Raw genomic sequence first — 24,320 nt, 5'->3', positions numbered from 1 at the left:
AGGGGCATGGATGGACCAAGATTGTCGCGATAGCTTGTTTTATTAATTTTTTATTCAGGCTGCTTAACAATATTTTTCCCAAAGGACACCCCCATGCCCAAACTCCCCCTAACCTTAATCCTATTCACCCTAACCCTAACCGCCTGCGGCTTCAAAGGCGAGCTTTATCTGCCCAAAGAAAACGACAAAAACAAATTCGGCATCATCCAAACAGGCATAGACTTCCGCCGCGACGCATCCGAACCCACCGCGCCCGCCGCCAACCCCAACGATTTTATCCGTACCCCAATCAACGAAAACGAGGCTTCAACCCATGACTAAAATCTCCTATCCCCAACTCGCCGCCCAATACGGCACCCCGCTCTACGTTTACGACCAAGCCGCGCTCACCGCCGCTTTCGCCGCCTACACCCAAGCCTTTTCAGGCTGCCAACCGCTGGTGTGCTATGCGGTCAAAGCCAACGGTAATTTAAGCGTAATCCGCCATTTCGCCCAGCTTGGCAGCGGTTTTGACACCGTGTCCGCAGGCGAAATTGCCCGCGTGTTAGCCGCAGGTGGCGAAGCGGGCAAAATCATCTTTTCAGGCGTAGGCAAAACCGAAGCCGAAATGGAATACGCGCTGAACGCAGGCATCAAATGCTTCAACGTGGAAAGCCTGCCCGAGCTAGAACGGCTCAACAGCGTAGCCGCGCGGCTGGGCAAAATCGCGCCGATTTCCTTCCGCATCAACCCCGATGTGGACGCGAAAACCCACCCCTACATCTCCACAGGGCTCAAAGCCAACAAATTCGGCATAGCCATGCGCGATGCCGAGCAAGCCTATCAACGCGCCGCCAGCCTGCCGCATATCCAAATCATCGGCGTGGATTGCCACATCGGCTCGCAGCTCACCGACCTATCGCCGCTGATTGCCGCCTGCCAACGCCTGATTGCGCTGATTGACCGCCTAGCCGCGCAAGGCATCGCGCTGCAACATTTGGATTTGGGCGGCGGCGTAGGCATTGTGTACAAAGACGAACACACGCCCGATTTGCACGCCTACGCGCAAGCCGTTGAACCGCTGCTCAAAGCGCGCGGCTTATCGCTGGTGTTAGAACCTGGGCGCAGCTTGGTCGGCAACGCAGGCGTGCTGCTGACGCGCGTGGAATATGTGAAACGCGGCGAAGAGAAAAATTTTGTGGTGGTGGACGCAGCGATGAACGATTTGATGCGCCCCGCGCTGTATCAGGCGTATCACGTGGTGGAAAACGTGTCGCGCCCCGATGCGCCCAAAATCACCGCCGATATTGTCGGCCCGATTTGCGAAACAGCCGACTTTATCGGCAAAGAGCGGCAAATTGGCGCGGCGCAAGGCGATATTTTGGCGATTCGCAGCGCGGGCGCATACGCTTCCAGCATGGCAAGCAATTACAACGCGCGTTGCCGCGCAGCGGAAGTGATGATTGACGAGCAAGACAACAGCCGCTTGGTGCGCCGCCGTGAAACGATGGACGATTTGCTGGCGGCGGAACGGGAATATTTGTAAACGTGTTAGGCAGCCTGAAAATGAGATTTCAGGCTGCCTAAAATTTTGGGGAAAGACTGGGGATTGCCGTTGGGGCGCAAGTAACCATGTCGCTCACGATGCAGCCTGAAAACCAGTCGTAGGGTGTGCAGATTTTGCTGCGCACGCGGTTTCAGGCTGCATTATTAGCCGCATCGTTGATTGGGCATGGCTTGGGATAGGTTGCGTATAGATGATGCATTTGGCTTGCGTTCCGTTTGCCTGCGGGAAAAGGGAGTAGAATGGGAATGGCGTTTCAGGCTGCCTTGATGATTGCCATAAATGGTAAACGTGGCTCGGGGGTGCAGGGGGCTCTCCCCTGCTCGTGGTAGGCGGCGAAACGCCTGCTCTGGCAAAAATAGGGCAATGGGCAGCCTGAAACGCGTTTTTTTTTTATTTTTAGAACCTGTATTCACTATTTGCATAGGTATCTTTTATGCCTATGCAAATAGTGAATACAGGTTCTTACAAGGAGACCGAAACATGGAAATCATCGTGGATAGCAGCATGGCTGCGCTGGGTATTACTGATGTGGTGCTGGGCATTGCGCGCAATCTTGACCCTGCTGCGCCGTTGGGCGATGCCTTTGAGCGGCAATGGCGCGAAAGGGAACAATGGGCGTTGCAAGCTGATGTGGACGAGATGGCGGGCAATCCTGTGGTGGCGGGCTATATGGAGATGCTGGGCAAGGTGGGCAGAAGTGCGAAGAAAAATCCGCCTACGGTGTTGGCGTTGCTGAAAAATATCCAGCGGCGCGGCAATATTCCGCGCGTGAACAGCATTGTGGATAGCTACAATTTGGCAGCGTTGCAGTCGCTGCTGGCGATTGGGGCGCATGATTTTCTCAAGATGGTGTTTCCGCTGACGTTTGCGGTGTGCGGCAAGGAGGATACTTTTTTGCCGATTGCGTCCACGCCGAAGCACGTGGCGGCAACGGATTTTGTTTACCGCGACACGCAGGGGATTATGGCGTGGCTGGACGTGCGGGATTCGGAGCAATATAAATTGGACGAGCAAACGCGCGATGTGTTGTTTGTGATTCAGGGCAACGCGCACACGAGCGTGGCGATGCGGCTGGACGCGCTATCGTGCATTGAGACGAATTTGAAGGCGTGTATGCCGCTGGCGACGTTTGAGATGCGGGTGGTGCAGGTGGCGGGGTTAGCGGGTGGTTTCAGGCTGCCTGAAACAATCGCTGCCAATGCGCGGGCAAAAATCAACTATAATTTCAGCTTATTAAAGGCAGCCTGAAACGGCAAATCCCGCTTTCAGGCTGCCTTAATCTTGATTGCAACAACAAGGAGTATCAATGTCTGTCTGCAACACAACACGGAATGGACATTCCTATGTGGTCGCGCTGTTGGGCGCGGCGGTGGTGGCGGTGCCGCTGTTTAAACGGCTGGGGCTAGGCTCGGTGCTGGGCTATTTGGCGGCGGGGCTGGCGATTGGCAAATTTGGACTGGGGCTGTTTGCCGATGGGCAGACGATTTTGCACGTTGCCGAGCTGGGGGTGGTGATTTTTCTGTTTGTGATTGGCTTGGAGATGAAGCCGTCGCATTTGTAGCATTTGCGGCGGCAGATTTTTGGGCTGGGCAGTTTGCAGGTGGTGATTGCGGCAGCGTTGCTCACCGTGGTGGGCATGGCGTTTGGCTTTGCGTGGCAGGTGTCGTTTGTGGGCGCGGCGGGCTTTGTGCTGACTTCTACGGCGATTGTGATGGCGTTGCTGTACGACCCCGAGCAGGCAGGAAATTTCTCCAACAAGGCGATGATGGACGAAGCCAGACGGCAAGACGCGCGGGTGAAAGAAGTGGTGCAGGCGATGTTGAATGGGGAGAAGGATTGGGACGAGCGGGTGTAGGCTGATGGGTTTTCAGGCTGCCTATATGTGCGGGGATAAAAAGGCAGCCTGAAAACGGAAAATATGGTTTCAGGCTGCCTTGGCTTTATCAGTACAACAAAGGCAGCCTGAAACACAGTTCAGCCTAACCAAAAAATCCAACTACCCATCAAGTCAACCACTACGCCAGCGCACGGCTTGCAAGCAAGCCGTAGGAAACGCGGGGCAAGCATTGCAAGCCGCCCATATTCCCGCCCGCGCCCCAAGCCACGCATCGCATTTCAGGCTGCCCAATCATCCGCTAACACGCTACTTATGCCATTGTTATTTTGGCTTACCATCCAACCAAAAAGCAGCCTGAAAGCGCATTCATCCGCTTTCAGGCTGCCTATTATTTCGCCGCTTCTTCGCCTTCATCAGGCTTTTTTTCATAATCCATCAACGACAAACCATCCAGCGAGCCATCTTCGCCTGCCGTGCCGTTTTTCTTGCTGTTGAGCTTGATTTGCAAGCGCAGGTCGTTTTCAGAATCGGCATTGCGCAGCGCATCTTCGTAGGAAATCATGTCGGCTTCATATAAATCAAACAAGGCTTGGTCAAACGTTTGCATGCCAATATCGCGCGATTTCGCCATGATGTCTTTGATGCCATGCACTTCGCCGTGCAAAATCAGTTCCGAAATCAAGGGCGAATTAAGCAAAATCTCCACCGCCGCGCTGCGCCCTTTGCCTGTTTTGCGCGGAATTAAGCGTTGCGAAATAAAGCCTTTCAGGTTAAGCGACAAATCCGTCAAAAGCTGGGTGCGGCGTTCTTCGGGGAAAAAATTGATAATGCGGTCAAGGGCTTGGTTGGAGTTATTGGCGTGCAGCGTTGCCATGCACAAATGCCCTGTTTCGGCAAACGCCAGCGCGTAGTCCATCGTTTCGCGGTCGCGGATTTCGCCAATCAAAATCACATCGGGGGCTTGGCGTAGCGTGTTTTTCAGCGCGGCAAACCAGTTTTGCGTGTCCACGCCCACTTCGCGCTGCGAAATAATGCAGTTTTTATGCGGGTGCACATATTCAATCGGGTCTTCAATGGTGATGATGTGTCCGTTGCTGTTTTCGTTGCGGTAATCAATCATCGCCGCCAGCGAAGTGGATTTGCCCGAGCCTGTGCCGCCCACAAAAATCACCAAGCCGCGTTTTTCCATCACCACGTCTTTTAACACGGGCGGCAGTTTCAAATCGTCAAATTTGGGGATGTCGCTGGTAATCACACGGCAAACCAGCGTGGCTGCGCCACGTTGAATCATGGCGTTAATCCGAAAGCGCGACACGCCCGCCAAGCTAATGGCAAAGTTGCATTCGTTGGTTTCGGCAAATTCAATCGCTTGTTTTTCATCCATAATGGAGCGGGCGATTTGCGCGGTGTGCTCGGCAGATAGCGGCTTGTCGCTTAATTTGGTTACTTTGCCGTCCAGCTTCATGGCGGGCGGATAGCCTGCGGTGATAAATAAATCCGAACCTTTGTTTTTAACCATGTGGGTCAATAGGTTGTGGATAAATTTTTTCATTTCTTCGTTTACGGGGGCGATGGTGGTTGTCATGATTCCTCGTTAGGATTGAGTTAAAAAATGTGAATTTTAGCGATTTTGAAAGCATTTGTCGTGCCAAAGTGCCGCGCTGTTATCTTTGCGTGTAACAAAATTTTGCGCTTTAAAATTCTAATAAAATAACTTTTTGCAAACTATTGTATGTTAAGTTTTGTTGTTTTAAGATAATGTTTGAATAACAAAAATAAAGCAAAACACGACTTCACAAGTTTTTTGACTTTATTTACCAAGGAAATCACACAATGCAACAAGCGGTTATGTTAGACAAAATTGACTTAAAAATCCTGCAAGTATTGCAAGAAAATGGGCGGTTGAGCAATGTAGAACTATCGGAGCGCGTTGCGCTGTCGCCATCGCCTTGTTTGCGCCGTTTGAAACAGCTGGAAGACAACGGCATCATCCGCCGCTATGCCGCGCTGCTCTCGCCTGTGTCGCTCGGCTTGGGGCTGCAAGTGATGATTCGCGTAACCACCGATAAATCCGCGCAGGCGCGTGTTGAATTTGAAAGCGCGGTGCAAACGTGGTCGGAAGTGTTAAGCTGCTTTGCGCTCACGGGCGAATCGGATTATCTGCTGCACGCCTTTTTTACCGATATGAACGCCTTTTCGCATTTTGTGTTGGATGTGCTGCTTTCGCATAATTGCGTGTTGGATGCCAAATCTAGCTTTGTTTTAAAAGAGATAAAAAGCACCACCGCGCTGCCGTTGTTGCATCTTGCGCCGTAATAATCGGGCAGTCGCTGTGTAAACCTGTTTTCAGGCTGCCTGAAAGATTTACAAACTGTGTATAATTGTAAACCTGCATTGTTTGGCAGCCTGAAATCATGTTAATCGCACTCAACAAACCCTATGGCTATATCTGTCAATTTTCGCCACACGAAAAACACCCGAGCTTAAAAGAATTGGTCAACCTGCCCAACGTTTACCCCGCAGGGCGGCTAGACACCGACAGCGAAGGCTTGCTGCTGCTCACCGACAACGGGCAACAACAAGCCCGCATCGCCCACCCGCGCTTTAAGCTCGTCAAAACCTACTGGGCGCAACTAGAAGGCACGCCCAACTCCGAGCAAATCGCGCAATTAGAACAGCCCATGAATTTGGGCGATTTCATTGCCCAGCCCGCGCAAACCCGTCTGCTCACGCCCGCCGAAGTCGCTCGCATCTGGCAGCGCGACCCGCCCGTGCGCTATCGCAAAACCGTGCCCGATTTTTGGCTAGAAATCCGCATCGCCGAAGGCAAAAACAGGCAAGTCAGGCGGATGACCGCCAAAGCACACTATCCCTGCTTGCGGCTGGTGCGAACAGGCATCGGGCGCATCAATTTATTTGATTTAGACTTGCCACTGCGAAGCTGGCAAACCCTATCCACCCTACCTTAAACAACGGAAAACATTATGAAACTACACCAAACCGTCTCCGCAGAAGTACAAAAAGCCTTTGACGCAGCTAATCTTTCAGGCTGCCCCATCGCCCTGCAACCCGCCAAAGATGCTAAATTTGGCGATTTCCAAATCAACGGCGTGATGGGCGCGGCAAAATCGCTCAAACAAAACCCGCGCGAATTGGCGCAAAAAGTGGCCGATTTGCTCACCAGCAATCCCTTGTTTACCGCCGCCGAAGTGGCGGGGCCGGGCTTCATCAACCTGCGCCTGAACCCCGAATTTCTCGCCGCGCAGCTCAACGCCGCCGACAGCCGCTTGGGCGTTACCCCCGCCGAAAAAAGCAAAATTGTGGTGATTGATTATTCATCGCCCAACCTTGCCAAAGAAATGCACGTGGGGCATTTGCGTTCCAGCATCATTGGCGACAGCTTGGCGCGCGTGCTCGGCTTTTTGGGGCACAAAGTGATACGCCAAAACCATGTAGGCGACTGGGGCACGCAATTTGGCATGCTGGTTGCCTACCTTGCCGAGCAGCAGCAAAACGATGCCAATTTCCGCTTGGCGGATTTGGAGCAGTTTTACCGCAACGCCAAAGTGCGTTTTGATGAAGACGAAAATTTCGCCAACACCGCGCGCGAATATGTGGTGAAACTGCAAAGCGGCGATGAGACTGTGTTGGCTTGGTGGCGCAAATTTGTGGATATTTCGCTGCAACACGCCGAAACCGTGTACGAAAAATTGGGCTTGCTGTTGGAGCGCGGCGATGTGGCGGGCGAATCGTCTTACAACGATGATTTGCAAAACGTGGTGGACGAGCTGCTGCAACGCGGCTTGGCGGTAGACGAAAACGGCACCAAAGTGATGTTCTTGGACGAATTGAAAAACCAAGACGGCGACCCGCAGCCCTTTATCATTCAAAAACAAGACGGCGGCTTCCTATACGCCACCACCGACTTGGCTTGCGTGCGCCACCGTGTGCGCAATCTGCACGCCGACCGCATTATTTATGTGGTGGACACGCGCCAATCGCTGCACTTTCAGCAACTGTTTGCCGCCACGCGCAAAGCAGGTTGGCTGCCTGAAAACGTGGAAGGCGACTTTATCGGCTTTGGCACGATGATGGGCAAAGACGGCAAGCCGTTCAAAACCCGCTCGGGCGACACGGTGAAACTGGTGGAATTGCTGGACGAAGCCACCGAACGCGCCACTGCTTTGGTGAAAGAGAAAAACCCCGAATTGCCCGCTGACACCGCTGCCAAAATTGGTCGCGCCGTGGGCATTGGCGCGGTGAAATACGCCGATTTGAGCAAAAACCGCAACAGCGATTACATCTTTGATTGGGAGAATATGCTTTCGTTTGAAGGCAATACCGCGCCTTATTTGCAATATGCTTATACGCGGGTGCAAAGCGTGTTGCGCCGCGCGGGGGCTTGGAACGAAACCGCTGCGTTGCAAATCAAAGAGCCGCTGGAACAACAGCTTGCTGTTGAATTGCTGAAATTTGAAGATGTGTTAAACAGCGTGGCGGAGACTTCTTTCCCGCATTACTTGGCAAATTATTTGTATCAGCTCGCTGCCTTATTTAGCCGTTTCTACGAAGCCTGCCCGATTTTGAAAGCCGAAGGCGCAACACGCGACACCCGCTTGCAGTTGGCAAAATTAACAGGCGAAACGCTGAAAACAGGGCTGGGGCTGCTGGGCATTGAAGTATTGGATGTGATGTAAGCAGCATGGTTTTGGCTTGGCTGAAACTTTTGGTTTTCAGGCTGCCTAATAAGGCGGCTGTGTAAAATAGGCTTTAACCTGCGCAGATTGATATGGATGCGCGGGTTAAAGCCTACTCTGCGTTTATCCCATCATCTGAACAGCAAGGCATTAGGCAGCCTGAAACCTTTGCAAAACCCCATAGGCAGCCTGAAAACCAAATCAACAAAATCAAAACGCATACAGCGCGTTTCAACGCATTCCCACCCAACCCCTTTTTGGAAAACCCACCATGAAAAACATCGTTATCCTGATTTCAGGGCGTGGCAGCAATATGCAGGCGATTGTGAACGCGGGCATTGCCAACGCCCGCATCGCCGCCGTGTTGTCCAACAATACCGAAGCCGCTGGCTTGGCTTGGGCGGCAGAACGTGGCATCGCCACCGCCGCGCTCAATCACAAAGATTTCGCCAGCCGCGCCGATTTTGACCGCGCCATGATGAAACTGATTGACCAATACGCCCCCGATTTGGTGGTGCTGGCGGGCTTTATGCGGATTTTAACCCCCGAATTTTGCGCCCATTACGCCAACCGCTGCATCAACATCCACCCATCGCTGTTGCCTTCGTTCACAGGGCTGCACACGCATCAACGCGCCTTGGACGAAGGCTGCCGCGTTTCAGGCTGCACCATCCATTTTGTAACCGAAATGTTGGACAACGGCGCGATTATCGCGCAAGGCGTGGTGCCGATTTTGGACGGCGACACCGAAGACAGCATCGCCGCGCGGGTGTTGCAAGTGGAACATCAACTCTTGCCGCAAGCGGTGGCGGATTTTGTTTCAGGCAGCCTGAAAATCGTAGGCAAGCGGGTGGAACGCGCCGCGCCCCGCGCCGATGCCACCGCGCAACTGTTGGCATAAGGAACACGCATGAAACGTCTCGCCGCTTTATTTTGCTTACTCGTCACCCACGCGGTTTACGCCGAAATCCCGCAATCCGCCCGCGCCCAATATCGGGCGAGCTTGGGCATCCCCGCCACGCTGTCGTTTGACCGCGATGGCGAGCAATACCGCATCATTGCCCAAATCAACGTGCCACTTTACAAAATGCGCTTTGAAAGCGGCGGCACAATTGACGGCGAACAGCTCAAACCCAGCTACTACCGCGACATCCGCAACGGCAAAGAATACGCATCCGCCCAGTTTTCAGGCAGCCGCGTGCGACTGGGCAAAAAAGACGGCAAACATACCGAAACCGCCCAAGGCGCGGTGATGGATTTGTTTTCGCTCACATGGCAACTGGCGTTTAACCACGGCAAACTGCCCACGCCGCTGATGATTACCAACGGCAAAAAGCTCTACCCCATCAACCGCTTAACCCCCGCCAACGGCAAAACCATGGCCATAGGCAGCCTGAAAACGCGCACCCAAGCCTTTACCCTGCGCCACGACAGCGACCAAATCTTTCTCGCCCTTGCCAGCGATTTGGGCAACGTGCCCGCGCTGATTCGCTACAACGTGGGCGGCAAAAAATACAGCCTAACGCTTAAAGCCGTGCAAATGGATGGGCAGCAGCCCACACCAGCGCAATAGGCAGCCTGAAACGGCAAATTCACTATTCAACACCACACCCCAAGGAACACACCATGCAAAGCCTTTATCTCCCCATCAAATACGCCCATCTGTTTTTCGTTACGATAACCATCATCCTGTTTAACCTACGCTTTTGGCTACGCACCATGCAGCCCGAAAAGCCGCTGCCCATCATCCTGCGCGTGCTGCCGCACATTAACGATTCCATGCTGCTGTTCACAGGCATGCTGATGATGCAGATTGTGCCGTGGCAGCCCTTTGGCGCAAACAAATGGCTGGGCGTGAAACTGCTGCTGGTGCTGGCATATATTTTTGTCGGCGCATTTTGCCTGCGCGCCACACCCCGCAGCAGCAAATGGTTTGGGCTGTATGGCGTGGGGATGCTGATTGTTTTGACCATTATTTATTTGGCGCATTGGAAGCCGTTGTAGGGCAGCGGCAGCCTGAAAACGCCATAGTGCAGGCTTCAACGCACGCAATTTCCCATCGCAACCGCGTGGCGTGAAGCCTGCCCGATTCTATTTTCAGGCTGCCATCTTTTCTCTTAACAAAACTTGTTGCTTTGTAAATTTTTTGTTAATATTTTCCCAGTCGCTTACAACAGCACCACTTATTGCGGCTTTCTTCCTATTTTTTCAAACACATATAAATAGAGGGCACACTTATGAATCCCATGTACATCACATTTGGCTTGTATCTGGTTGCCGTTCTTGGTATTGGCTTGGTCGCCTATTTTTCCACCAAAAATTTTGATGACTATATTCTCGGCGGGCGCAGCTTGGGCGCGTTTGTAACCGCCATGTCGGCAGGCGCGAGCGATATGTCGGGCTGGCTGCTGATGGGCTTACCAGGGGCAATTTATCTTTCGGGCTTTTCCCAAGCGTGGATTGCGATTGGTTTGACCATCGGCGCGTATTTCAACTGGCTTTGGGTGGCAGGGCGGCTGCGTGTGCACACCGAGCACAACAACAACGCGCTCACGCTGCCCGATTATTTTTACCATCGCTTCGGCAGCAAAAGCGTGGCGATTAAATTAAGCTCGGCGTTTATCATATTGTTTTTCTTTACCATTTATTGCGCTTCGGGCGTGGTGGCGGGCGCACGCTTGTTCCAAAGCCTGTTTCCCAATATGACTTATATGCAAGCGATGTGGCTGGGCGCGGGCGCAACCATTGCCTACACCTTTATCGGCGGCTTCCTTGCCGTAAGCTGGACGGACACGGTGCAAGCCACGTTGATGATTTTTGCGCTGATTTTAACCCCCGTGATGGTGTATTTAGCCGTGGGCGGGGCTGACCAAGTGTCCGCCGCCATTCAGGCTGCCACTGTTGCCAACGATAAGCAATACAACAGCTTGCTCACAGGCACAACCTTTGTGGGCATCGTCTCCACCGCTTCTTGGGGCTTGGGCTACTTTGGGCAGCCGCACATTTTGGCGCGCTTTATGGCGGCGGAAACCGTGAAATCGCTGACCAACGCTCGCCGCATCGGCATGACGTGGATGATTGCTTGCCTGCTGGGCGCGGTGATGGTGGGCTATTTTGGCATCGCTTATTTTGGCGCGCATCCCGAGCAAGTGGGCAGTATGCAGGGCAACCCCGAGCGCGTGTTTATTGCGCTGACCACGCTGCTGTTTAACCCTTGGATTGCGGGTGTGGTTTTGTCGGCAATTTTGGCGGCGGTGATGTCCACGCTGTCGGCGCAGCTTTTGCTGTGTTCCAGCGCGATTACCGAAGATTTCTACAAAGGCTTTTTCCGCCCCAACGCCACGCAATCGGAATTGGTGTGGATTGGGCGCGGCATGGTGCTGGCGGTGGCGGGCATTTCCATCATCATCGCCGCCAACCCCGAAAACCGTGTGCTGGGCTTGGTTGCCTACGCTTGGGCGGGCTTTGGCGCGGCGTTTGGCCCGCTGGTGATTTTGTCGCTCACATGGCGACGCTTAACCGAAAAAGGCGCGCTCGTGAGCATGATTACAGGCGCGGTGGTGGTGGTGCTGTGGGCGGAAGTGGTTAATCCGCTGCTGGCAAAAGCCAACTTGCCCACCCTGTATGAAATCGTCCCTGGCTTTATCGTTGCCTTGCTCGCCGCTTGGGCGGTTTCGCTGAACGACAAAACGCCCGAAGAAAACGTGTTGGCGCGGTTTGACCAAGCGTGCGATGCGTTTAACAAAGCCAAGTGATAGATAGGCAGCCTGAAAACGTGTGGATGCGGTTTTCAGGCTGCCTTAATTGTTGGGGGGTGGGGATGGATGGGGTTGCGGGTGATTGCAAATGGGGGATAAAGCATTTTCAGGCTGCCTTAACCACCTGATGCAGCCTGAAACCCATCGTAGGTGCCACTTTGTTGCGTATGCGGTTGGCAAGACAACCAAACCGCAAACCAAACCACAACGGCTTATCGTCCAAAACATCCAACCACCCTACCCTATTTTCAGGCTGCCTTACCCCCATGACCCAAAACGTCCTACTGCTACACGGCTTGCACATGACCGCCCTTGTGATGAAACCGCTGGGCAAACGCCTTGCCGCGCACGGTTTCACGCCGCACTATTTCAGCTACCCCACCACCCAAGGCAGCCTGAAAAGCCACGCCATCGCGCTCGCCCGCCACATCCAGCGCAACCACATCCTGCCCACCCATTTCGTTGCCCACAGCCTTGGCGGCTTGCTGCTACGCCACCTTGCCGCCATCCACCCCGAGCTGTTGCAAGCCCTCGCTGTAACGCTTGGCTCGCCGCATCAAGGCAGCCAAACCGCCCAGCGCGTCAGGCAAATCATGCCGCGCGTGCTGGGCGATTCGTGGCAAAACGCGCTGGATGGCAGCCTGCCCAACCAGCCCCTGCCGATAGAATGCGGCAGCATTGCAGGCACCGTTTCATCAGGCTTGGGGCTGCTGGTAACCCAGTTTGCCGAACCCAACGATGGCACAGTCGCCCTTGCCGAAACCGCGTTGCCCAACAGCCAGCAGCTTATCGTGCCGTGCAGCCATTCGGGCTTATTGTTTGACAGCGAAGTCGCCCTGCAAGTCGCTTATTTTTTGCAACACGGGCGGTTTAAGGGAACGGCAGCCTGAAAAACGATAATCCGCGCAATAGGCAGCCTGAAACCTTTGCCAAACCCGTAACCGATGGAGCGTCGGCGGCTCGCCGACATCTTGCTAACCAACACAATCATTTGGCGACGAGCCGTCGCCGCTCCATTTTCAATTTCAGGCTGCTGTTAGGTGTTTTGCAAAGATTTCAGCCTGAAAGCCAAAGGCTTCAACCAAGTTAAAACGATTAAACCAATTTTCCACAAAACCCAAACCCATTTTCAGGCTGCCCCCACAGCCCCGCCCTATTCCCTTCCCCCAAGCTGCCCACAGGCAGCCTGAAACTCCCAGCCCTTCAACCCACACACAGAAAGGACACTTAAACCATGTTCCAATTCGCCCACCCCACCCAATCCCCCCTGCGCCAAGCCATCACCCAAGCCTATCGCCGCGATGAAACCGAAGCCGTAACCGATATGCTGCAACGCGCCCAAATGACCGAAGCCGAACGCGCCGCCGCCAGCGAGCTTGCCCGCAAACTCGTGGTGCAAGTGCGCGCCAATCGCACCAAAGCCAACGGCGTGGATGCCCTGATGCACGAATTTTCCCTATCCAGCGCAGAAGGCATCGCCCTAATGTGCCTTGCCGAAGCCCTGCTGCGCGTCCCCGATGCCGCCACCCGCAACGAACTCATCCAAGACAAACTATCAGGCGGCAACTGGCAATCCCATCTGGGCAACAGCCCATCGCTGTTTGTCAACGCATCCGCATGGGGCTTGCTGCTCACAGGCAAGCTCACATCCCACAGCAGCGACACCCTAGCAGGCAGCCTGAAAAGCGTATTAGCCAAAGGCGGCGCACCGCTGATTCGCAAAAGCATAGACTACGGCATGCGCCTGATGGGCAAACAATTTGTCAGCGGGCAAACCATAGAAGAAGCCCTTGCCAACGGCAAAGAGCGCGAAAAAATGGGCTACCGCTATTCCTTTGATATGCTGGGCGAAGCCGCCATGACCGCCGCCGATGCCGAGCGTTATTTTCAAGACTATGTGAACGCCATCCATGCCATCGGCAAAGATGCCCAAGGCGCAGGCGTGTATGACGGCAACGGTATCTCCGTCAAACTCTCCGCCATCCACCCCCGTTATGTTCGCGCCCAACACAGCCGCGTGATGAGCGAACTGCTGCCCAAGCTTAAACAATTATTCGTACTCGCCAAACAATACAACATCGGGCTCAACATTGATGCCGAAGAAGCCAACCGCCTAGAACTCTCGCTAGACCTAGTTGCCGCGCTGGTTGCCGACCCCGATTTAGCAGGCTACAACGGCATCGGCTTGGTGGTGCAAGCCTACCAAAAACGCTGCCCCTTTGTGATTGACTACCTGATAGACCTAGCCCGCCAACACAAACAACGCCTGATGGTGCGCCTGGTTAAAGGCGCGTATTGGGACAGCGAAATCAAATGGGCGCAAGTAGAAGGGCTCAACGGCTACCCCGTTTACACCCGCAAAGTCCATACCGACATCTCCTATCTCGCCTGCGCCCGCAAGCTGCTGGACGCGCAAGATGCCATCTTCCCCCAATTTGCCACCCACAACGCCTACACCCTTGCCGCCATCTACCAAATGGGGCAAGGCAAAGACTTTGAACACCAATGCCTATACGGCATGGGCGAAACGCTGTACGACCAAGTGGTCGGCGAACAAAACCTAGGCAGACGCTGCCGTATGTATGCCCCCGTGGGCACACACGAAACCCTGCTCGCCTATTTGGTGCGCCGCCTGCTGGAAAACGGCGCGAACACATCGTTTGTCAGCCAAATTGTTGATGAACACATCAACCTAGACGAACTCATCCGCAGCCCATTTGAAACCATTGAACAAGACGGCATCCAAGCCAACAGCCATCTGCCGCTGCCCGCCAACCTTTACGGTGCAGCCCGCCAAAACTCGCGCGGCATAGACTTTGCCAACGAAATAGAACTGCAAAGCCTAGAAGGCAGCCTGAAAGCCCCCTGCGCGCAAAGCTACACCGCCACATCGCTGATTAACGGCCAGCCCGTAGCCGATGGCGAAGCGCAAGCCGTGCGCAACCCCGCCGACCACAGCGATATAGTTGGTAGCGTAACCTTTGCCAACGCGCCCACCGCCACCGCCGCCATTGATGCCGCCCTAGCCGCGCAAACCCAATGGGCGGCCACCCCCGCCGCCGAGCGCGCAGGCAGCCTGAAACGCTTTGCCGACCTGCTGGAACAACACACCCCCGCCCTGATGATGCTCGCCGTGCGCGAAGCAGGCAAAACCCTAGCCAACGCCATCGCCGAAGTGCGCGAAGCCGTGGACTTCTGCCGCTATTACGCCCACGAAGCCGAGCACACCCTAGCCAACCACGCCAGCGGCAAAGGCGTGATGATTACCATCAGCCCGTGGAACTTCCCGCTCGCCATCTTCACCGGCGAAACCATCGCCGCGCTGGCAGCAGGCAACACCGTGGTCGCCAAGCCCGCCGAGCAAACCAGCCTAATCGCCCACTACGCCGTGCAACTGATGCACCAAGCAGGCATCCCCGCCACCGCCTTGCAGCTTGTGCTGGGCGCGGGCGATGTGGGCGCAACGCTCACCCAAGACCCGCGCATCGCAGGGGTCATCTTCACAGGCTCAACCGAAGTTGCCCAACTCATCAACCGCACCCTTGCCCAGCGCGAAGACTACCCCGTACTGATTGCCGAAACAGGCGGGCAAAACGCCATGATTGTGGACAGTACCGCCCTGCCCGAGCAAGTGGTCGCCGATGTCATCAATTCCGCCTTTGACAGCGCAGGACAACGCTGCTCCGCGCTGCGCATTTTGTGTTTGCAAGACAGCATCGCCGACAAAACCCTTGCCATGATTAAAGGCGCGATGGACGAATTAAACGTAGGCAATCCCGTGCTGCTGGAAACCGACATCGGGCCCGTTATCGATGGCGAAGCCCAAGCCAACCTGCTTGCCCACATTGAAAAAATGAAAAGCGTGGCGAAGTCGTATCACGAAGTCAAAATGCAGCCTGAAACCACCGAGCGCGGCACATTTGTCGCCCCCATTTTGTTTGAACTCAACGATTTGAGCGAACTCAAACGCGAAGTGTTTGGCCCTGTGCTACACGTTGTCCGCTATCGCAGCGAAGAGCTAGACCAACTGGTTGAACACATCAACCGCACAGGCTACGCGCTCACCCACGGCATCCACAGCCGCATAGACAGCCGTATCAACCAAATCTGCAGCCGCGTGGAAGCAGGCAATGTGTATGTGAACCGCAATATTGTCGGCGCGGTGGTCGGCGTGCAGCCATTTGGCGGGCACGGCTTATCGGGCACAGGCCCCAAAGCAGGCGGCGCATTCTATTTGCAACGCCTAAGCAGCCTGAAAAACTGGATTGCCCCCACCACCGAGCAAGGCTTCGCCCACGAAACCGCGCTCTACACCATCCAAGAGCTGCTGCCGCACATCCCGCTCACGCAGCCTGAAAAACGCCAAATCGCCGAAACACTCGGCACCGCCCGCGTGTTCAGCCTTGCCGACAGCAGCCTAGATTTGCCCAGCTGCACAGGCGAAACCAACCGCATCACATGGCAAGCCCCCGCCGCCGTGTGGCTCTACGGCGGCACGCTCGCCCAAGCCCTTGCCGCGCTCGCCGAAATCAGCGCGATGGGCAGCGTGGTGATTGTCAGCCCCGAGCATCCGCTTGCCACCTACGCCAGCCAATTCATCGCCTACCTGCGCGTGGACGGCACACCCGAGCAATCCGCCGATATAGATGCCGTGGTCGCCCTAGAAGCCCTGCCCAGCGCGCTCAAACAAACCCTAGCCGCACGGCAAGGCGCAATCGTTCGCCTAATCGATGCCCGCGAAACGCTCAACACCTTGCAGCTTTATCACGAAGTCTCATGCAGCGTGAACACCACCGCCGCAGGCGGCAACGCCAGCCTGATGGCGATGGGGGATAAATAGCGCGGGGATTTAGCGTAAAAGCAAATTTCAGGCTGCCTTTGTTGACCAGCAAAGGCAGCCTGAAAATCTATTTACACCCCGCCAAACTTCGTTTCAGGCTGCCCCAGCATCCTTAGGGTGTGCAGCTTTGCTGCGCACGCCGTTGCACCACTAGCCAACGCCAAAGGCAGCCTGAAAATAAATAAAGCCATTTCAGCCAACTCCCCACGCCAGCGCACGGCTTGCAAGCAAGCCGTAGGAACGCGGGGCAACCATTTCAGGCTGCCCAACATCCACCCCCACGCCCCAAGCCCTACATCACATTTCAGGCTGCCCCATCCAAAGGCAGCCTGAAAACAAAACCGTTCAGCATTCAGCCCAACGATTTTCTACTGGATAAATTGCTTTTCAGGCTGCCTAACGCTTCACAACTGTTTAATGCTACTGCATTTTCCCCTACGTCCAGCCGAACGGAGCATCCTTTTTTCGGAAAAAAGCGTGCGCTTGTTCGACGACGCACGAAGTGCGGCTAGTTCGCACGCGCCGGAAAAAGGATGCGCAGTGAGGGAAGTTCGCGCAGCGAACCTGCACGTCGGGGTCACCTTTCTTTTGCTTTGAACCTGTATTCATTATCCGCGCGAATAGATTTTGCGTCATAAAAGCATGGATACAAGGCGCAAAGCGCAGCAAGGTGGACACCTTGCGAGCATTTGCAACGCCGTAGCCATGTTTTTAGGCCGCAAAAGCTGTCGTGTGGATGATGAATGCAGGTTCACACTTTGGCGAAGCAAAGAAAATTAAGTGCCTCGCTGGCATGAAGCGCATGATTAAAGCTAAAAACCTGTATTCACTATTTTCAGGCTGCCTTAATATGTAACGATAAAAGGCAGCCTGAAACCCTACAAACAACGCTTGATACTACACGGGGTGCTGGGGCTTGCCCCTGCTCGTGGTAGGTAGCGAAACGCCTGCTCTGGCAAAAGATAGCTTACCCACCCAAGCCAGCCAACCCCCCCGCCCCATCTGCTAAAATCCCCCCATCCCCAACCACTTCCCCCAACCCCAAAATGCACGAAATCAAATGCCCCCACTGCCACACCGCCTTCACCATCAACGAAGCCAGCTACGCCGACATTCTCAACCAAGTCCGCACCCAAGAATTTCAAGCCGAAGTGCATGAACGCCTAGCCCAAGCCCAAGCGCAAGCCAAAAGCGAACTCGCCGCCCAGCAAGCCCAAGATAAACAACAATACAACCAAGCCCTAGCGCAAAAAGAAGCCCAAATCGCCGAACTTGCCCACCAAATCGCCAACCACGAAAAAGACAGCCAACTCGCCATCGCCAACATATCAGGCAGCCTGAAAACCGAATTAGCCGAAAAAACCCGCCAAATCACCGAACTGCAAACGCAAAACCAAGCCATCGCCCAACGCATGACGCTAGAACGCGAACTCGCCATCCGCGAAGCCCTAACCGAAAAAGAACGCCAACTCTCCGAACTCGCCGCCCAGCTTCAACTGCACGACAGCCAAAACCAACTCGCCCAAAACGCCCTGCGCGAACGCTACGAAATCCAACTCAAACAAAAAACCGAAGAAATCGCCTTCTACAAAGACTTCAAAGCCAAACAATCCACCAAAATGGTCGGCGAAAGCCTAGAAACCCATTGCGAAACCGAGTTCAACCGCATCCGCGCCGCCGCCTTTCCCCAAGCCCAATTTGGCAAAGACAACGATGCCGCCACAGGCAGCAAAGGCGACTACATCTACCGCGAGCACGATGGCGCAGGTAACGAAATCATCTCCATTATGTTTGAAATGAAAAACGAAAACGACACCACCGCCAGCAAAAAGAAAAACGAACATTTTTTCAAAGAGCTAGACAAAGACCGCCGCGAAAAAAACTGCGAATACGCCGTACTCGTCTCCCTGCTAGAAAGCGACAGCGAGCTTTACAACAGCGGTATTGTCGATGTCTCCCACGCCTACGCCAAAATGTACGTTGTCCGCCCGCAATTTTTCATCCCCATCATCTCCCTGCTGCGCAACGCAGGGCTAAACGCCTTAAAATACAAGCAAGAAGCCGCCGCCATGCGCGAGCAACACATAGACATCACCAATTTTGAAAACGAGCTAGACGACTTTCGCGAAAAATTCGGGCGCAACTACCGCATCGCCAGCGAGAAATTTCAGGCGGCCATTGACCACATTGACAAAACCATTAGAGATTTAGAAAAAATTAAAGACAACCTGCTGGGCGCAGAAAAAAATCTACGCCTAGCCAACGACAAAGCCGAAGATTTAACCGTGAAAAAGCTCACCCGCAAAAATCCCACCATGAAAGCCAAGTTTGCCGCGCTGAAAAATGATGAGCAGGATGGGGAGCAAGAGTAAGCAGAACAAACAAAGGCAGCCTGAAACCGCTTTTTGAAATGCCGTTTTAGCTTCGCTGCGACTCGTTTTCAGGCTGCCTAACGCAGCAAATTGCCGCAACGCACCCAATGGAGCGGCGACGGCTCGTCGCCAAAAGCAAAACAGAAAATACCTTTTTAGGCTGCCTATGCCAAAAAAGCAGCCTGAAAACAGTCCGCAAACCCCTTTTCAGGCTACCTAAACCCCAGAGAAAACCATGAGCACCACACTCAGAATCAGTTTTTGGCGCACAATCGTGTATTTAATCGTTGCCTTGCCATCGGCTTATTTCGGCATACTAGGCATGGCATGGGCGATTAAGCATTTTGGTTGGTATACGCCGCTCTTTCCGCTGAGCTAGACTTTTGCTGTCTTTTGTATCGTTTCAGCTTGGTCTTTATTTTTGTGGTTTCGCTGTATCCTAACGCCCAACTGGATAGAAATCGGCAAAGACGGCATCCACTACCACACCTTGTTTTCTTTGCGTAAAACCTTTGTTGCTTGGCAGGACATTGACGGCTTTTATGTCCGCTCCGTCAGCAATGGCAATGGTGGAGGTGGAGAAAACTATTATTTATATTACTTTTAAAACAAGACCCAAACCCGCCACCCAAATACTTTTGGCAACGGAAAAAGAAAATTAAAATCCCGCTTGCTGATAATATTAACGGTGGGATGTATGTTGTTATCGAAGCCATTTGCAAACACTGCCCGCTTAGCAGGCTAACTTCTCGTATGTCGCCATACCATTACCTTTAAAGTAGCCTGAAACATCCGTTTCCCCTTTTCAGGCTGCCTACCCCTTTCCCAACCATTCCATAAGGAGCCCCCATGTCCCAACAATACGTCTATTCCATGCTGCGCGTGAGCAAGGTTGTGCCGCCGCAGAAAACCATCATTAAAGATATTTCCCTTTCCTTCTTCCCCGGTGCGAAAATCGGCCTGCTCGGTTTGAACGGCGCGGGCAAGTCCACCGTGCTGCGGATTATGGCGGGTGTGGATAAGGAATTTGAGGGCGAAGCCGTGCCGATGGGCGGCATCAAAATCGGCTATCTGCCGCAAGAGCCGGAGCTTGATCCTGAGAAAACCGTGCGCGAGGAAGTGGAAAGCGGTTTGGGCGAAGTGGCCGCCGCGCAGAAACGTTTGGAAGAAGTGTATGCCGAGTACGCCAATCCCGATGCGGATTTTGACGCGCTGGCGGAAGAGCAGAGCCGCTTGGAAGCGATTATCGCGGCGGGTTCGTCCACGGGCGGGGGTGCGGAACACGAATTGGAAATCGCTGCCGATGCGCTGCGCCTGCCGGAATGGGATGCCAAAATCGGCCATCTGTCCGGCGGTGAAAAACGCCGCGTCGCTTTGTGCAAACTTTTGTTGAGCAAGCCCGATATGCTGCTGCTGGACGAGCCGACCAACCACTTGGACGCTGAATCGGTCGAATGGCTGGAGCAATTCTTGGTACGCTTCCCCGGCACAGTCGTTGCCGTAACACACGACCGCTACTTCCTCGACAACGCCGCCGAATGGATTTTGGAACTCGACCGCGGACACGGTATTCCGTGGAAAGGCAATTACTCGTCTTGGCTGGAGCAGAAAGAAAAACGCTTGGAAAACGAGGCGAAATCCGAAGCCGCGCGCGTGAAGGCGATGAAGCAGGAATTGGAATGGGTGCGCCAAAATGCCAAAGGCCGCCAAGCCAAGTCCAAAGCGCGTCTGGCGCGTTTTGAGGAAATGAGCAACTACGAATACCAAAAACGCAATGAAACGCAGGAAATCTTTATTCCCGTCGCCGAGCGTTTGGGTAACGAAGTGATTGAATTTGTGAACGTTTCCAAATCGTTTGGCGATAAAGTGCTGATTGACGATTTGAGCTTCAAAGTGCCTGCGGGCGCGATTGTCGGCATCATCGGTCCGAACGGCGCGGGTAAATCGACGCTGTTCAAAATGATTGCGGGCAAAGAGCAGCCCGATTCCGGCGAAGTGAAAATCGGGCAAACCGTGAAAATGAGCCTGATTGACCAAAGCCGCGAAGGTTTGCAAAACGATAAAACTGTGTTCGACAACATCGCCGAAGGCCGCGACATTTTGCAGGTGGGACAGTTTGAAATTCCCGCCCGCCAATATTTGGGTCGTTTCAACTTCAAAGGCAGCGACCAAAGCAAAATCGCGGGGCAACTCTCCGGCGGCGAACGCGGCAGGCTGCACTTGGCAAAAACCTTGTTGAGCGGCGGCAATGTGTTGCTGCTGGACGAACCGTCCAACGACCTTGACGTGGAAACCCTGCGCGCGCTGGAAGACGCATTGCTGGAATTTGCCGGCAGCGTGATGGTGATTTCGCACGACCGCTGGTTCCTCGACCGCATCGCTACGCATATTCTGGCTTGCGAAGGCGATTCGAAATGGGTGTTCTTCGACGGCAACTATCAGGAATATGAAGCCGATAAGAAACGCCGACTCGGCGAAGAAGGCGCGAAACCGAAACGGATTCGGTATAAGCCTGTAACGCGGTGATGAAAGGCAGCCTGAAAATGGGTTTCAGGCTGCCTAAACAGTTTTCAGGCTGCCTGAACCATTTCGCACGTTTCAGGCTGTCTTCCCATTCCCCAACCATCACAAAGGAACAACCATGCCCTTCACCGAAGCCCAAACCGCCAGCCTGCTCGCCGTAAAAGGCGTAGGCAAAACCGTCTTGCAACGCTTGCAGCAAATGGGTTTGGACGACGTAGCCAAACTCGCCGCCGCCAACCCCGCCGATATTTTGCAGCAGGGCGCGGCAATCACAGGTTCCAGCTGCTGGAAAACAGCCCGCAAGCCCAAGCCGCCATTACTGCTACCGTATCTTGGGCGAAGGCGCAGCAGGATACAGCAGGCAACCTGAAAAACTGAGAACCTGTATTCACACTATTTCCATAGACAGATTTTATGACATAAAAGCGCGGATACAAGGCAAAAAGCACAGCAAGGTTGGACACCTTGCGAGCATTTTTAACGCAGTAGCCGCGTTTTTAGGGCATAAAAGATGCCTATGAGAATAGTGAATATACAGGTTCTTAAAATATCGTTTCATACTGCCTTAAATATAGAAACCCCTAGCGTTGTTTGCAGTATTTCAAGGACAATACCGTAAATGAACATCCATAAAAAATACCCGCTTTACCCTATATAATCGCCACGCTACCTTTTCAGGCTGCCTAGTGGTTGTTTGCAATGGGTTTGCGAAGCGGATTTTATGTCAGAAAATGGTAGATGCAAGGCGCAAACCACAGCAAAGTTGGACACTTTGCAAGGATTTGCAACGCGGCAGATGTCGTTTTGGCGTAAAAATCGCCACAACACCAATGTAAACAGTCCTACCCCACCACCATGAAAAAAAACCACCACCAATCCCCCCTAATCCGCCGTCTCCTATACTTCTGGCTGCCCGTCTCCGCCCTGCTGCTCGGCATGGGCTACCTATCCCAAATTCGCTACAACCCCGACAAAGAAGCCCAAGCAGGACTAGACCGCCTAAACCATTGGCGCACCCAAGCAGGCTTGCCCGCGCTCGCCCCCAACGCCCAACTGCAAAAAGCCGCGCAAAACCACGCCCGCTACCTAAGCCGCGACCCCGAAGGGCACGACGAAACCCACCGCAGCAACCCCAGCTACACAGGCGCAGACCCGCAAGCCCGCGCCGTTGCCGCAGGATACAGCGCAGGCGTAGCCGAAAATCTGACCATCAGCAACTTCGCCCGCTCAGGCAGAACCAGCACCGACAGCCTAATGACCGCCCTATACCACCGCCTAGCCCTGCTCACCCCCACCCACAATGAAGCAGGCGCAGCATGGGTGCGCGGCAAATACAACGCCTTCGTAGTAGAACAAGGCAGCAGCCACGAGCGCGAACTCTGCGCCCAAGCCGACCAACTCGCCCAAAACCGCAGCCGCTACCTGCTCACCCTACTCTGCAACGGCGACAAAACCAGTATCCCGCTTGACGAACTCCCACCCGAACACCACGCCCCCGTCAAATTCCCCATCGGTAACAACATAGACCCCAGCTACGACGGCAAAGAAAACCCCAACCCCATGCCCACCCGCAACCCCGTTGGCAACCCCGTCAGCATCGCCTTTTACGGCGAGCAAGAACCCATCACCCTACACCGCTTCACCCTACGCAGCAGCCAAGGCGAAATCGCCAACCCCACCATACTCACCGCCGCCAACGACCCCAACCACCAACTGCAAACCAACGAATTTGCCCTATTCGCCCCCAAACCACTAGACTACGACACCGAATACACCGCCCAATTCGTTTACAGCCAAAACGGCAAACAACACAACGAAACATGGACATTCCGCACCCGCAAAAAACGCCATTGGTTTGAATAAGCCCGCCACAACCCAAAGGCAGCCTGAAAACAAACGAAACGCATTTCAGCGAAGCCCAAACCATCCACCCCACCCATCGCAAACCACCATGACTCCCGAATCCCTAATAGAAGCCGCCCTGCTCACCCAAGCCGAGCCACTCAGCGAAAAAACCATGCGCGAACTCTGCACCCCGCCGCTCTCACCCGACAAACTCATTGACGTATTAGGCAGCCTGAAAGCCCGCTGGCAAAACCGCGCCCTAGCACTCGTACACAGCGCAGAAGGCTGGCGATTCCAAATCGCCCCCGAAGCCTACCCACAGCTTGCCAGCCTAAACGACACCCGCGCCCCCCGCTACTCCCGCGCCGTCATGGAAACCCTAGCCATCATCGCCTACCAACAGCCCGTAACCCGTGGCGACATAGAAAACATACGCGGCGTAACCGTATCGCAAAACGTCATGCAAACCCTGCAAGAGCGCGGCTGGATAGAAATCATCGGACAGCGCGACAGCATCGGCAAACCCGCGCTGTGGGCAACCACCGAGCAATTTCTTAGCGACCTACAACTCGCCAGCCTAGCCGAACTCCCCCCGCTCACCGAGCTAGGCGAGCTTATCCTGCCCGAAATTCCCGAGCTGTTTGGCGAAAGCGAAGACGCAAGCAGCGCAGCCGAATCCGAACCCGTATAACCTCGCCCACCCATTTTCAGGCTGCCTTTGCCATTGTTTGCCCCCATTTCAGGCTGCACTTTTCAGGCTGCCCTTGCCTATTTTTGCCAGAGCGGGCGTTTTGCCGCCTACCACGAGCAGGGCAAGCCCCTGCACCCCACGCGCCCACCATTTCCAGCGGCCCAACCATCCCGCCCGCGCCCATAAATAGCAGCCCATTACCCAGCATCGT

Annotated in this window: 28 protein-coding genes and 1 pseudogene; 24 read left to right on the top strand and 5 right to left on the bottom strand. The window is 54.3% G+C overall.

All coding sequences use genetic code 11. From position 1 onward, the window contains the following. The first annotated feature begins 93 nt into the window (after positions 1-93). A complete protein-coding gene (locus tag Q4A85_RS01410; protein WP_303107275.1) occupies positions 94-321 on the top strand; it encodes a lipoprotein in 228 nt (75 codons plus the stop codon). Then, positions 314-1,525: a diaminopimelate decarboxylase gene (gene lysA / locus Q4A85_RS01405; protein WP_303107273.1), complete on the top strand. Its 1,212-nt coding sequence runs from the start codon at positions 314-316 to the stop codon at positions 1,523-1,525. The genes Q4A85_RS01410 and lysA overlap by 8 nt, the downstream gene beginning before the upstream one ends. A 164-nt stretch (positions 1,526-1,689) precedes the next feature. On the opposite strand, the gene Q4A85_RS01400 is transcribed toward lysA, so the two are convergent. After that, positions 1,690-1,968, bottom strand: coding sequence for a hypothetical protein (locus Q4A85_RS01400; RefSeq protein WP_303107271.1), 279 nt, complete (start codon positions 1,966-1,968; stop codon positions 1,690-1,692). Between the two features lie 58 nt (positions 1,969-2,026). Between Q4A85_RS01400 and Q4A85_RS01395 the strand changes: the two genes are divergently transcribed. From Q4A85_RS01395 to Q4A85_RS01380, 4 genes are all read left to right on the top strand, one after another. After that, complete coding sequence (locus Q4A85_RS01395) at positions 2,027-2,794, top strand: B3/4 domain-containing protein (protein WP_303107270.1); 768 nt, start codon at positions 2,027-2,029, stop codon at positions 2,792-2,794. A 58-nt stretch (positions 2,795-2,852) separates the two neighbouring features. Next, a complete protein-coding gene (locus Q4A85_RS01390; RefSeq protein ID WP_303107269.1) occupies positions 2,853-3,107 on the top strand; it encodes a cation:proton antiporter in 255 nt (84 codons plus the stop codon). A gap of 3 nt (positions 3,108-3,110) precedes the next feature. After that, complete coding sequence (locus tag Q4A85_RS01385) at positions 3,111-3,401, top strand: hypothetical protein (RefSeq protein ID WP_303107267.1); 291 nt, start codon at positions 3,111-3,113, stop codon at positions 3,399-3,401. Positions 3,402-3,480: 79 nt separating this feature from the next. Continuing rightward, positions 3,481-3,741: a hypothetical protein gene (locus Q4A85_RS01380; protein ID WP_303107265.1), complete on the top strand. Its 261-nt coding sequence runs from the start codon at positions 3,481-3,483 to the stop codon at positions 3,739-3,741. A gap of 30 nt (positions 3,742-3,771) precedes the next feature. Here Q4A85_RS01380 and Q4A85_RS01375 read toward each other — a convergent pair whose 3' ends face one another. Next, positions 3,772-4,968 carry a PilT/PilU family type 4a pilus ATPase gene (locus Q4A85_RS01375; protein WP_303107264.1) on the bottom strand — a complete coding sequence of 399 codons (1,197 nt, stop codon included), beginning with the start codon at positions 4,966-4,968 and terminating at the stop codon, positions 3,772-3,774. 248 nt (positions 4,969-5,216) lie between these two features. On the opposite strand from Q4A85_RS01375, the gene Q4A85_RS01370 reads away from it, so the two are divergent. The 11 genes from Q4A85_RS01370 (at position 5,217) to putA (ending at position 16,678) form a co-directional block, all read left to right on the top strand. After that, positions 5,217-5,699, top strand: a complete 483-nt coding sequence (locus Q4A85_RS01370) for an Lrp/AsnC family transcriptional regulator (protein WP_303107263.1) — start codon at positions 5,217-5,219, stop codon at positions 5,697-5,699. A gap of 98 nt (positions 5,700-5,797) precedes the next feature. After that, entirely contained in the window at positions 5,798-6,352 is a 555-nt protein-coding gene (locus Q4A85_RS01365) for a pseudouridine synthase (RefSeq protein WP_303107261.1), read from the top strand. A 15-nt stretch (positions 6,353-6,367) separates the two neighbouring features. Further along, positions 6,368-8,080: an arginine--tRNA ligase gene (gene argS, locus Q4A85_RS01360; protein ID WP_303107259.1), complete on the top strand. Its 1,713-nt coding sequence runs from the start codon at positions 6,368-6,370 to the stop codon at positions 8,078-8,080. A gap of 92 nt (positions 8,081-8,172) precedes the next feature. Further along, positions 8,173-8,355: a hypothetical protein gene (locus Q4A85_RS01355; RefSeq protein WP_303107257.1), complete on the top strand. Its 183-nt coding sequence runs from the start codon at positions 8,173-8,175 to the stop codon at positions 8,353-8,355. Next, the gene (gene purN, locus Q4A85_RS01350; protein ID WP_303107255.1) at positions 8,352-8,981 is read left to right on the top strand and encodes a phosphoribosylglycinamide formyltransferase; all 630 of its coding nucleotides are present in this window, start codon (positions 8,352-8,354) and stop codon (positions 8,979-8,981) included. The genes Q4A85_RS01355 and purN overlap by 4 nt, the downstream gene beginning before the upstream one ends. A 9-nt stretch (positions 8,982-8,990) precedes the next feature. Then, entirely contained in the window at positions 8,991-9,653 is a 663-nt protein-coding gene (locus tag Q4A85_RS01345; RefSeq protein WP_303107254.1) for a DUF3108 domain-containing protein, read from the top strand. Positions 9,654-9,706: 53 nt separating this feature from the next. Continuing rightward, on the top strand, positions 9,707-10,084 hold the full coding sequence (locus Q4A85_RS01340) for a SirB2 family protein (protein WP_303107253.1): 378 nt from the start codon (positions 9,707-9,709) through the stop codon (positions 10,082-10,084). A gap of 233 nt (positions 10,085-10,317) precedes the next feature. Beyond that, the gene (putP, locus tag Q4A85_RS01335; RefSeq protein ID WP_303107252.1) at positions 10,318-11,835 is read left to right on the top strand and encodes a sodium/proline symporter PutP; all 1,518 of its coding nucleotides are present in this window, start codon (positions 10,318-10,320) and stop codon (positions 11,833-11,835) included. 176 nt (positions 11,836-12,011) lie between these two features. Then, positions 12,012-12,728: a triacylglycerol lipase gene (locus tag Q4A85_RS01330; protein ID WP_303107250.1), complete on the top strand. Its 717-nt coding sequence runs from the start codon at positions 12,012-12,014 to the stop codon at positions 12,726-12,728. 150 nt (positions 12,729-12,878) lie between these two features. Then, on the top strand, positions 12,879-13,028 hold the full coding sequence (locus Q4A85_RS01325) for a hypothetical protein (RefSeq protein WP_303107248.1): 150 nt from the start codon (positions 12,879-12,881) through the stop codon (positions 13,026-13,028). A 44-nt stretch (positions 13,029-13,072) separates the two neighbouring features. Next, a complete protein-coding gene (putA, locus tag Q4A85_RS01320) occupies positions 13,073-16,678 on the top strand; it encodes a bifunctional proline dehydrogenase/L-glutamate gamma-semialdehyde dehydrogenase PutA (RefSeq protein ID WP_303107246.1) in 3,606 nt (1,201 codons plus the stop codon). A 71-nt stretch (positions 16,679-16,749) separates the two neighbouring features. On the opposite strand, the gene Q4A85_RS01315 is transcribed toward putA, so the two are convergent. Next, positions 16,750-16,929 (bottom strand): hypothetical protein, encoded by a 180-nt coding sequence (locus Q4A85_RS01315; protein WP_303107244.1) that lies wholly within the window; start codon positions 16,927-16,929, stop codon positions 16,750-16,752. 101 nt (positions 16,930-17,030) lie between these two features. Then, on the bottom strand, positions 17,031-17,177 hold the full coding sequence (locus tag Q4A85_RS01310; protein WP_303107242.1) for a hypothetical protein: 147 nt from the start codon (positions 17,175-17,177) through the stop codon (positions 17,031-17,033). A 547-nt stretch (positions 17,178-17,724) separates the two neighbouring features. On the opposite strand from Q4A85_RS01310, the gene Q4A85_RS01305 reads away from it, so the two are divergent. The 7 genes and pseudogenes from Q4A85_RS01305 (at position 17,725) to Q4A85_RS01275 (ending at position 24,109) form a co-directional block, all read left to right on the top strand. Then, a complete protein-coding gene (locus Q4A85_RS01305; protein ID WP_303107240.1) occupies positions 17,725-19,050 on the top strand; it encodes a DUF2130 domain-containing protein in 1,326 nt (441 codons plus the stop codon). Positions 19,051-19,285: 235 nt separating this feature from the next. Further along, the gene (locus tag Q4A85_RS01300; RefSeq protein WP_303107238.1) at positions 19,286-19,429 is read left to right on the top strand and encodes a hypothetical protein; all 144 of its coding nucleotides are present in this window, start codon (positions 19,286-19,288) and stop codon (positions 19,427-19,429) included. A 42-nt stretch (positions 19,430-19,471) separates the two neighbouring features. Next, positions 19,472-19,657, top strand: coding sequence for a hypothetical protein (locus tag Q4A85_RS01295; RefSeq protein WP_303107236.1), 186 nt, complete (start codon positions 19,472-19,474; stop codon positions 19,655-19,657). A 242-nt stretch (positions 19,658-19,899) separates the two neighbouring features. Further along, entirely contained in the window at positions 19,900-21,576 is a 1,677-nt protein-coding gene (gene ettA / locus Q4A85_RS01290; RefSeq protein WP_303107234.1) for an energy-dependent translational throttle protein EttA, read from the top strand. Positions 21,577-21,691: 115 nt separating this feature from the next. Further along, positions 21,692-21,951, top strand: a pseudogene (locus Q4A85_RS01285) (recombinase RecA). Positions 21,952-22,428: 477 nt separating this feature from the next. Continuing rightward, a complete protein-coding gene (locus Q4A85_RS01280; protein WP_303107232.1) occupies positions 22,429-23,436 on the top strand; it encodes a CAP domain-containing protein in 1,008 nt (335 codons plus the stop codon). An 88-nt stretch (positions 23,437-23,524) separates the two neighbouring features. Next, on the top strand, positions 23,525-24,109 hold the full coding sequence (locus Q4A85_RS01275; RefSeq protein WP_303107230.1) for an SMC-Scp complex subunit ScpB: 585 nt from the start codon (positions 23,525-23,527) through the stop codon (positions 24,107-24,109). Positions 24,110-24,125: 16 nt separating this feature from the next. Here the strand turns inward: Q4A85_RS01275 and Q4A85_RS01270 are convergent, their stop codons facing one another. Next, positions 24,126-24,317 carry a hypothetical protein gene (locus Q4A85_RS01270; protein ID WP_303107229.1) on the bottom strand — a complete coding sequence of 64 codons (192 nt, stop codon included), beginning with the start codon at positions 24,315-24,317 and terminating at the stop codon, positions 24,126-24,128. Positions 24,318-24,320: the final 3 nt, after the last annotated feature.

Origin of the sequence: Kingella sp. (in: b-proteobacteria), from assembly GCF_030527935.1 — a bacterium.
Classification (GTDB): Bacteria; Pseudomonadota; Gammaproteobacteria; order Burkholderiales; family Neisseriaceae; genus Kingella_B.
The sequence above is the reverse complement of the archived record's forward strand: the minus strand, read 5'-3'. Positions and strand labels throughout refer to the sequence as shown.

What these genes read in the sequence shown, in the direction of transcription:
- Q4A85_RS01280 (WP_303107232.1), top strand. Translation starts at nt 22,429, where the DNA reads ATGAAAAAAAACCACCACCAATCCCCCCTAATCCGCCGTCTCCTATAC.
- Q4A85_RS01275 (WP_303107230.1), top strand. Translation starts at nt 23,525, where the DNA reads ATGACTCCCGAATCCCTAATAGAAGCCGCCCTGCTCACCCAAGCCGAG.
- Q4A85_RS01365 (WP_303107261.1), top strand. Translation starts at nt 5,798, where the DNA reads ATGTTAATCGCACTCAACAAACCCTATGGCTATATCTGTCAATTTTCG.
- argS (WP_303107259.1), top strand. Translation starts at nt 6,368, where the DNA reads ATGAAACTACACCAAACCGTCTCCGCAGAAGTACAAAAAGCCTTTGAC.
- Q4A85_RS01300 (WP_303107238.1), top strand. Translation starts at nt 19,286, where the DNA reads ATGAGCACCACACTCAGAATCAGTTTTTGGCGCACAATCGTGTATTTA.
- Q4A85_RS01410 (WP_303107275.1), top strand. Translation starts at nt 94, where the DNA reads ATGCCCAAACTCCCCCTAACCTTAATCCTATTCACCCTAACCCTAACC.
- purN (WP_303107255.1), top strand. Translation starts at nt 8,352, where the DNA reads ATGAAAAACATCGTTATCCTGATTTCAGGGCGTGGCAGCAATATGCAG.
- Q4A85_RS01270 (WP_303107229.1), bottom strand. Translation starts at nt 24,317, where the DNA reads ATGCTGGGTAATGGGCTGCTATTTATGGGCGCGGGCGGGATGGTTGGG.
- Q4A85_RS01370 (WP_303107263.1), top strand. Translation starts at nt 5,217, where the DNA reads ATGCAACAAGCGGTTATGTTAGACAAAATTGACTTAAAAATCCTGCAA.
- lysA (WP_303107273.1), top strand. Translation starts at nt 314, where the DNA reads ATGACTAAAATCTCCTATCCCCAACTCGCCGCCCAATACGGCACCCCG.
- Q4A85_RS01400 (WP_303107271.1), bottom strand. Translation starts at nt 1,968, where the DNA reads ATGCAAATAGTGAATACAGGTTCTAAAAATAAAAAAAAAACGCGTTTC.
- ettA (WP_303107234.1), top strand. Translation starts at nt 19,900, where the DNA reads ATGTCCCAACAATACGTCTATTCCATGCTGCGCGTGAGCAAGGTTGTG.
- putA (WP_303107246.1), top strand. Translation starts at nt 13,073, where the DNA reads ATGTTCCAATTCGCCCACCCCACCCAATCCCCCCTGCGCCAAGCCATC.
- Q4A85_RS01305 (WP_303107240.1), top strand. Translation starts at nt 17,725, where the DNA reads ATGCACGAAATCAAATGCCCCCACTGCCACACCGCCTTCACCATCAAC.
- Q4A85_RS01345 (WP_303107254.1), top strand. Translation starts at nt 8,991, where the DNA reads ATGAAACGTCTCGCCGCTTTATTTTGCTTACTCGTCACCCACGCGGTT.
- Q4A85_RS01390 (WP_303107269.1), top strand. Translation starts at nt 2,853, where the DNA reads ATGTCTGTCTGCAACACAACACGGAATGGACATTCCTATGTGGTCGCG.
- Q4A85_RS01355 (WP_303107257.1), top strand. Translation starts at nt 8,173, where the DNA reads ATGGATGCGCGGGTTAAAGCCTACTCTGCGTTTATCCCATCATCTGAA.
- Q4A85_RS01395 (WP_303107270.1), top strand. Translation starts at nt 2,027, where the DNA reads ATGGAAATCATCGTGGATAGCAGCATGGCTGCGCTGGGTATTACTGAT.
- Q4A85_RS01340 (WP_303107253.1), top strand. Translation starts at nt 9,707, where the DNA reads ATGCAAAGCCTTTATCTCCCCATCAAATACGCCCATCTGTTTTTCGTT.
- putP (WP_303107252.1), top strand. Translation starts at nt 10,318, where the DNA reads ATGAATCCCATGTACATCACATTTGGCTTGTATCTGGTTGCCGTTCTT.
- Q4A85_RS01375 (WP_303107264.1), bottom strand. Translation starts at nt 4,968, where the DNA reads ATGACAACCACCATCGCCCCCGTAAACGAAGAAATGAAAAAATTTATC.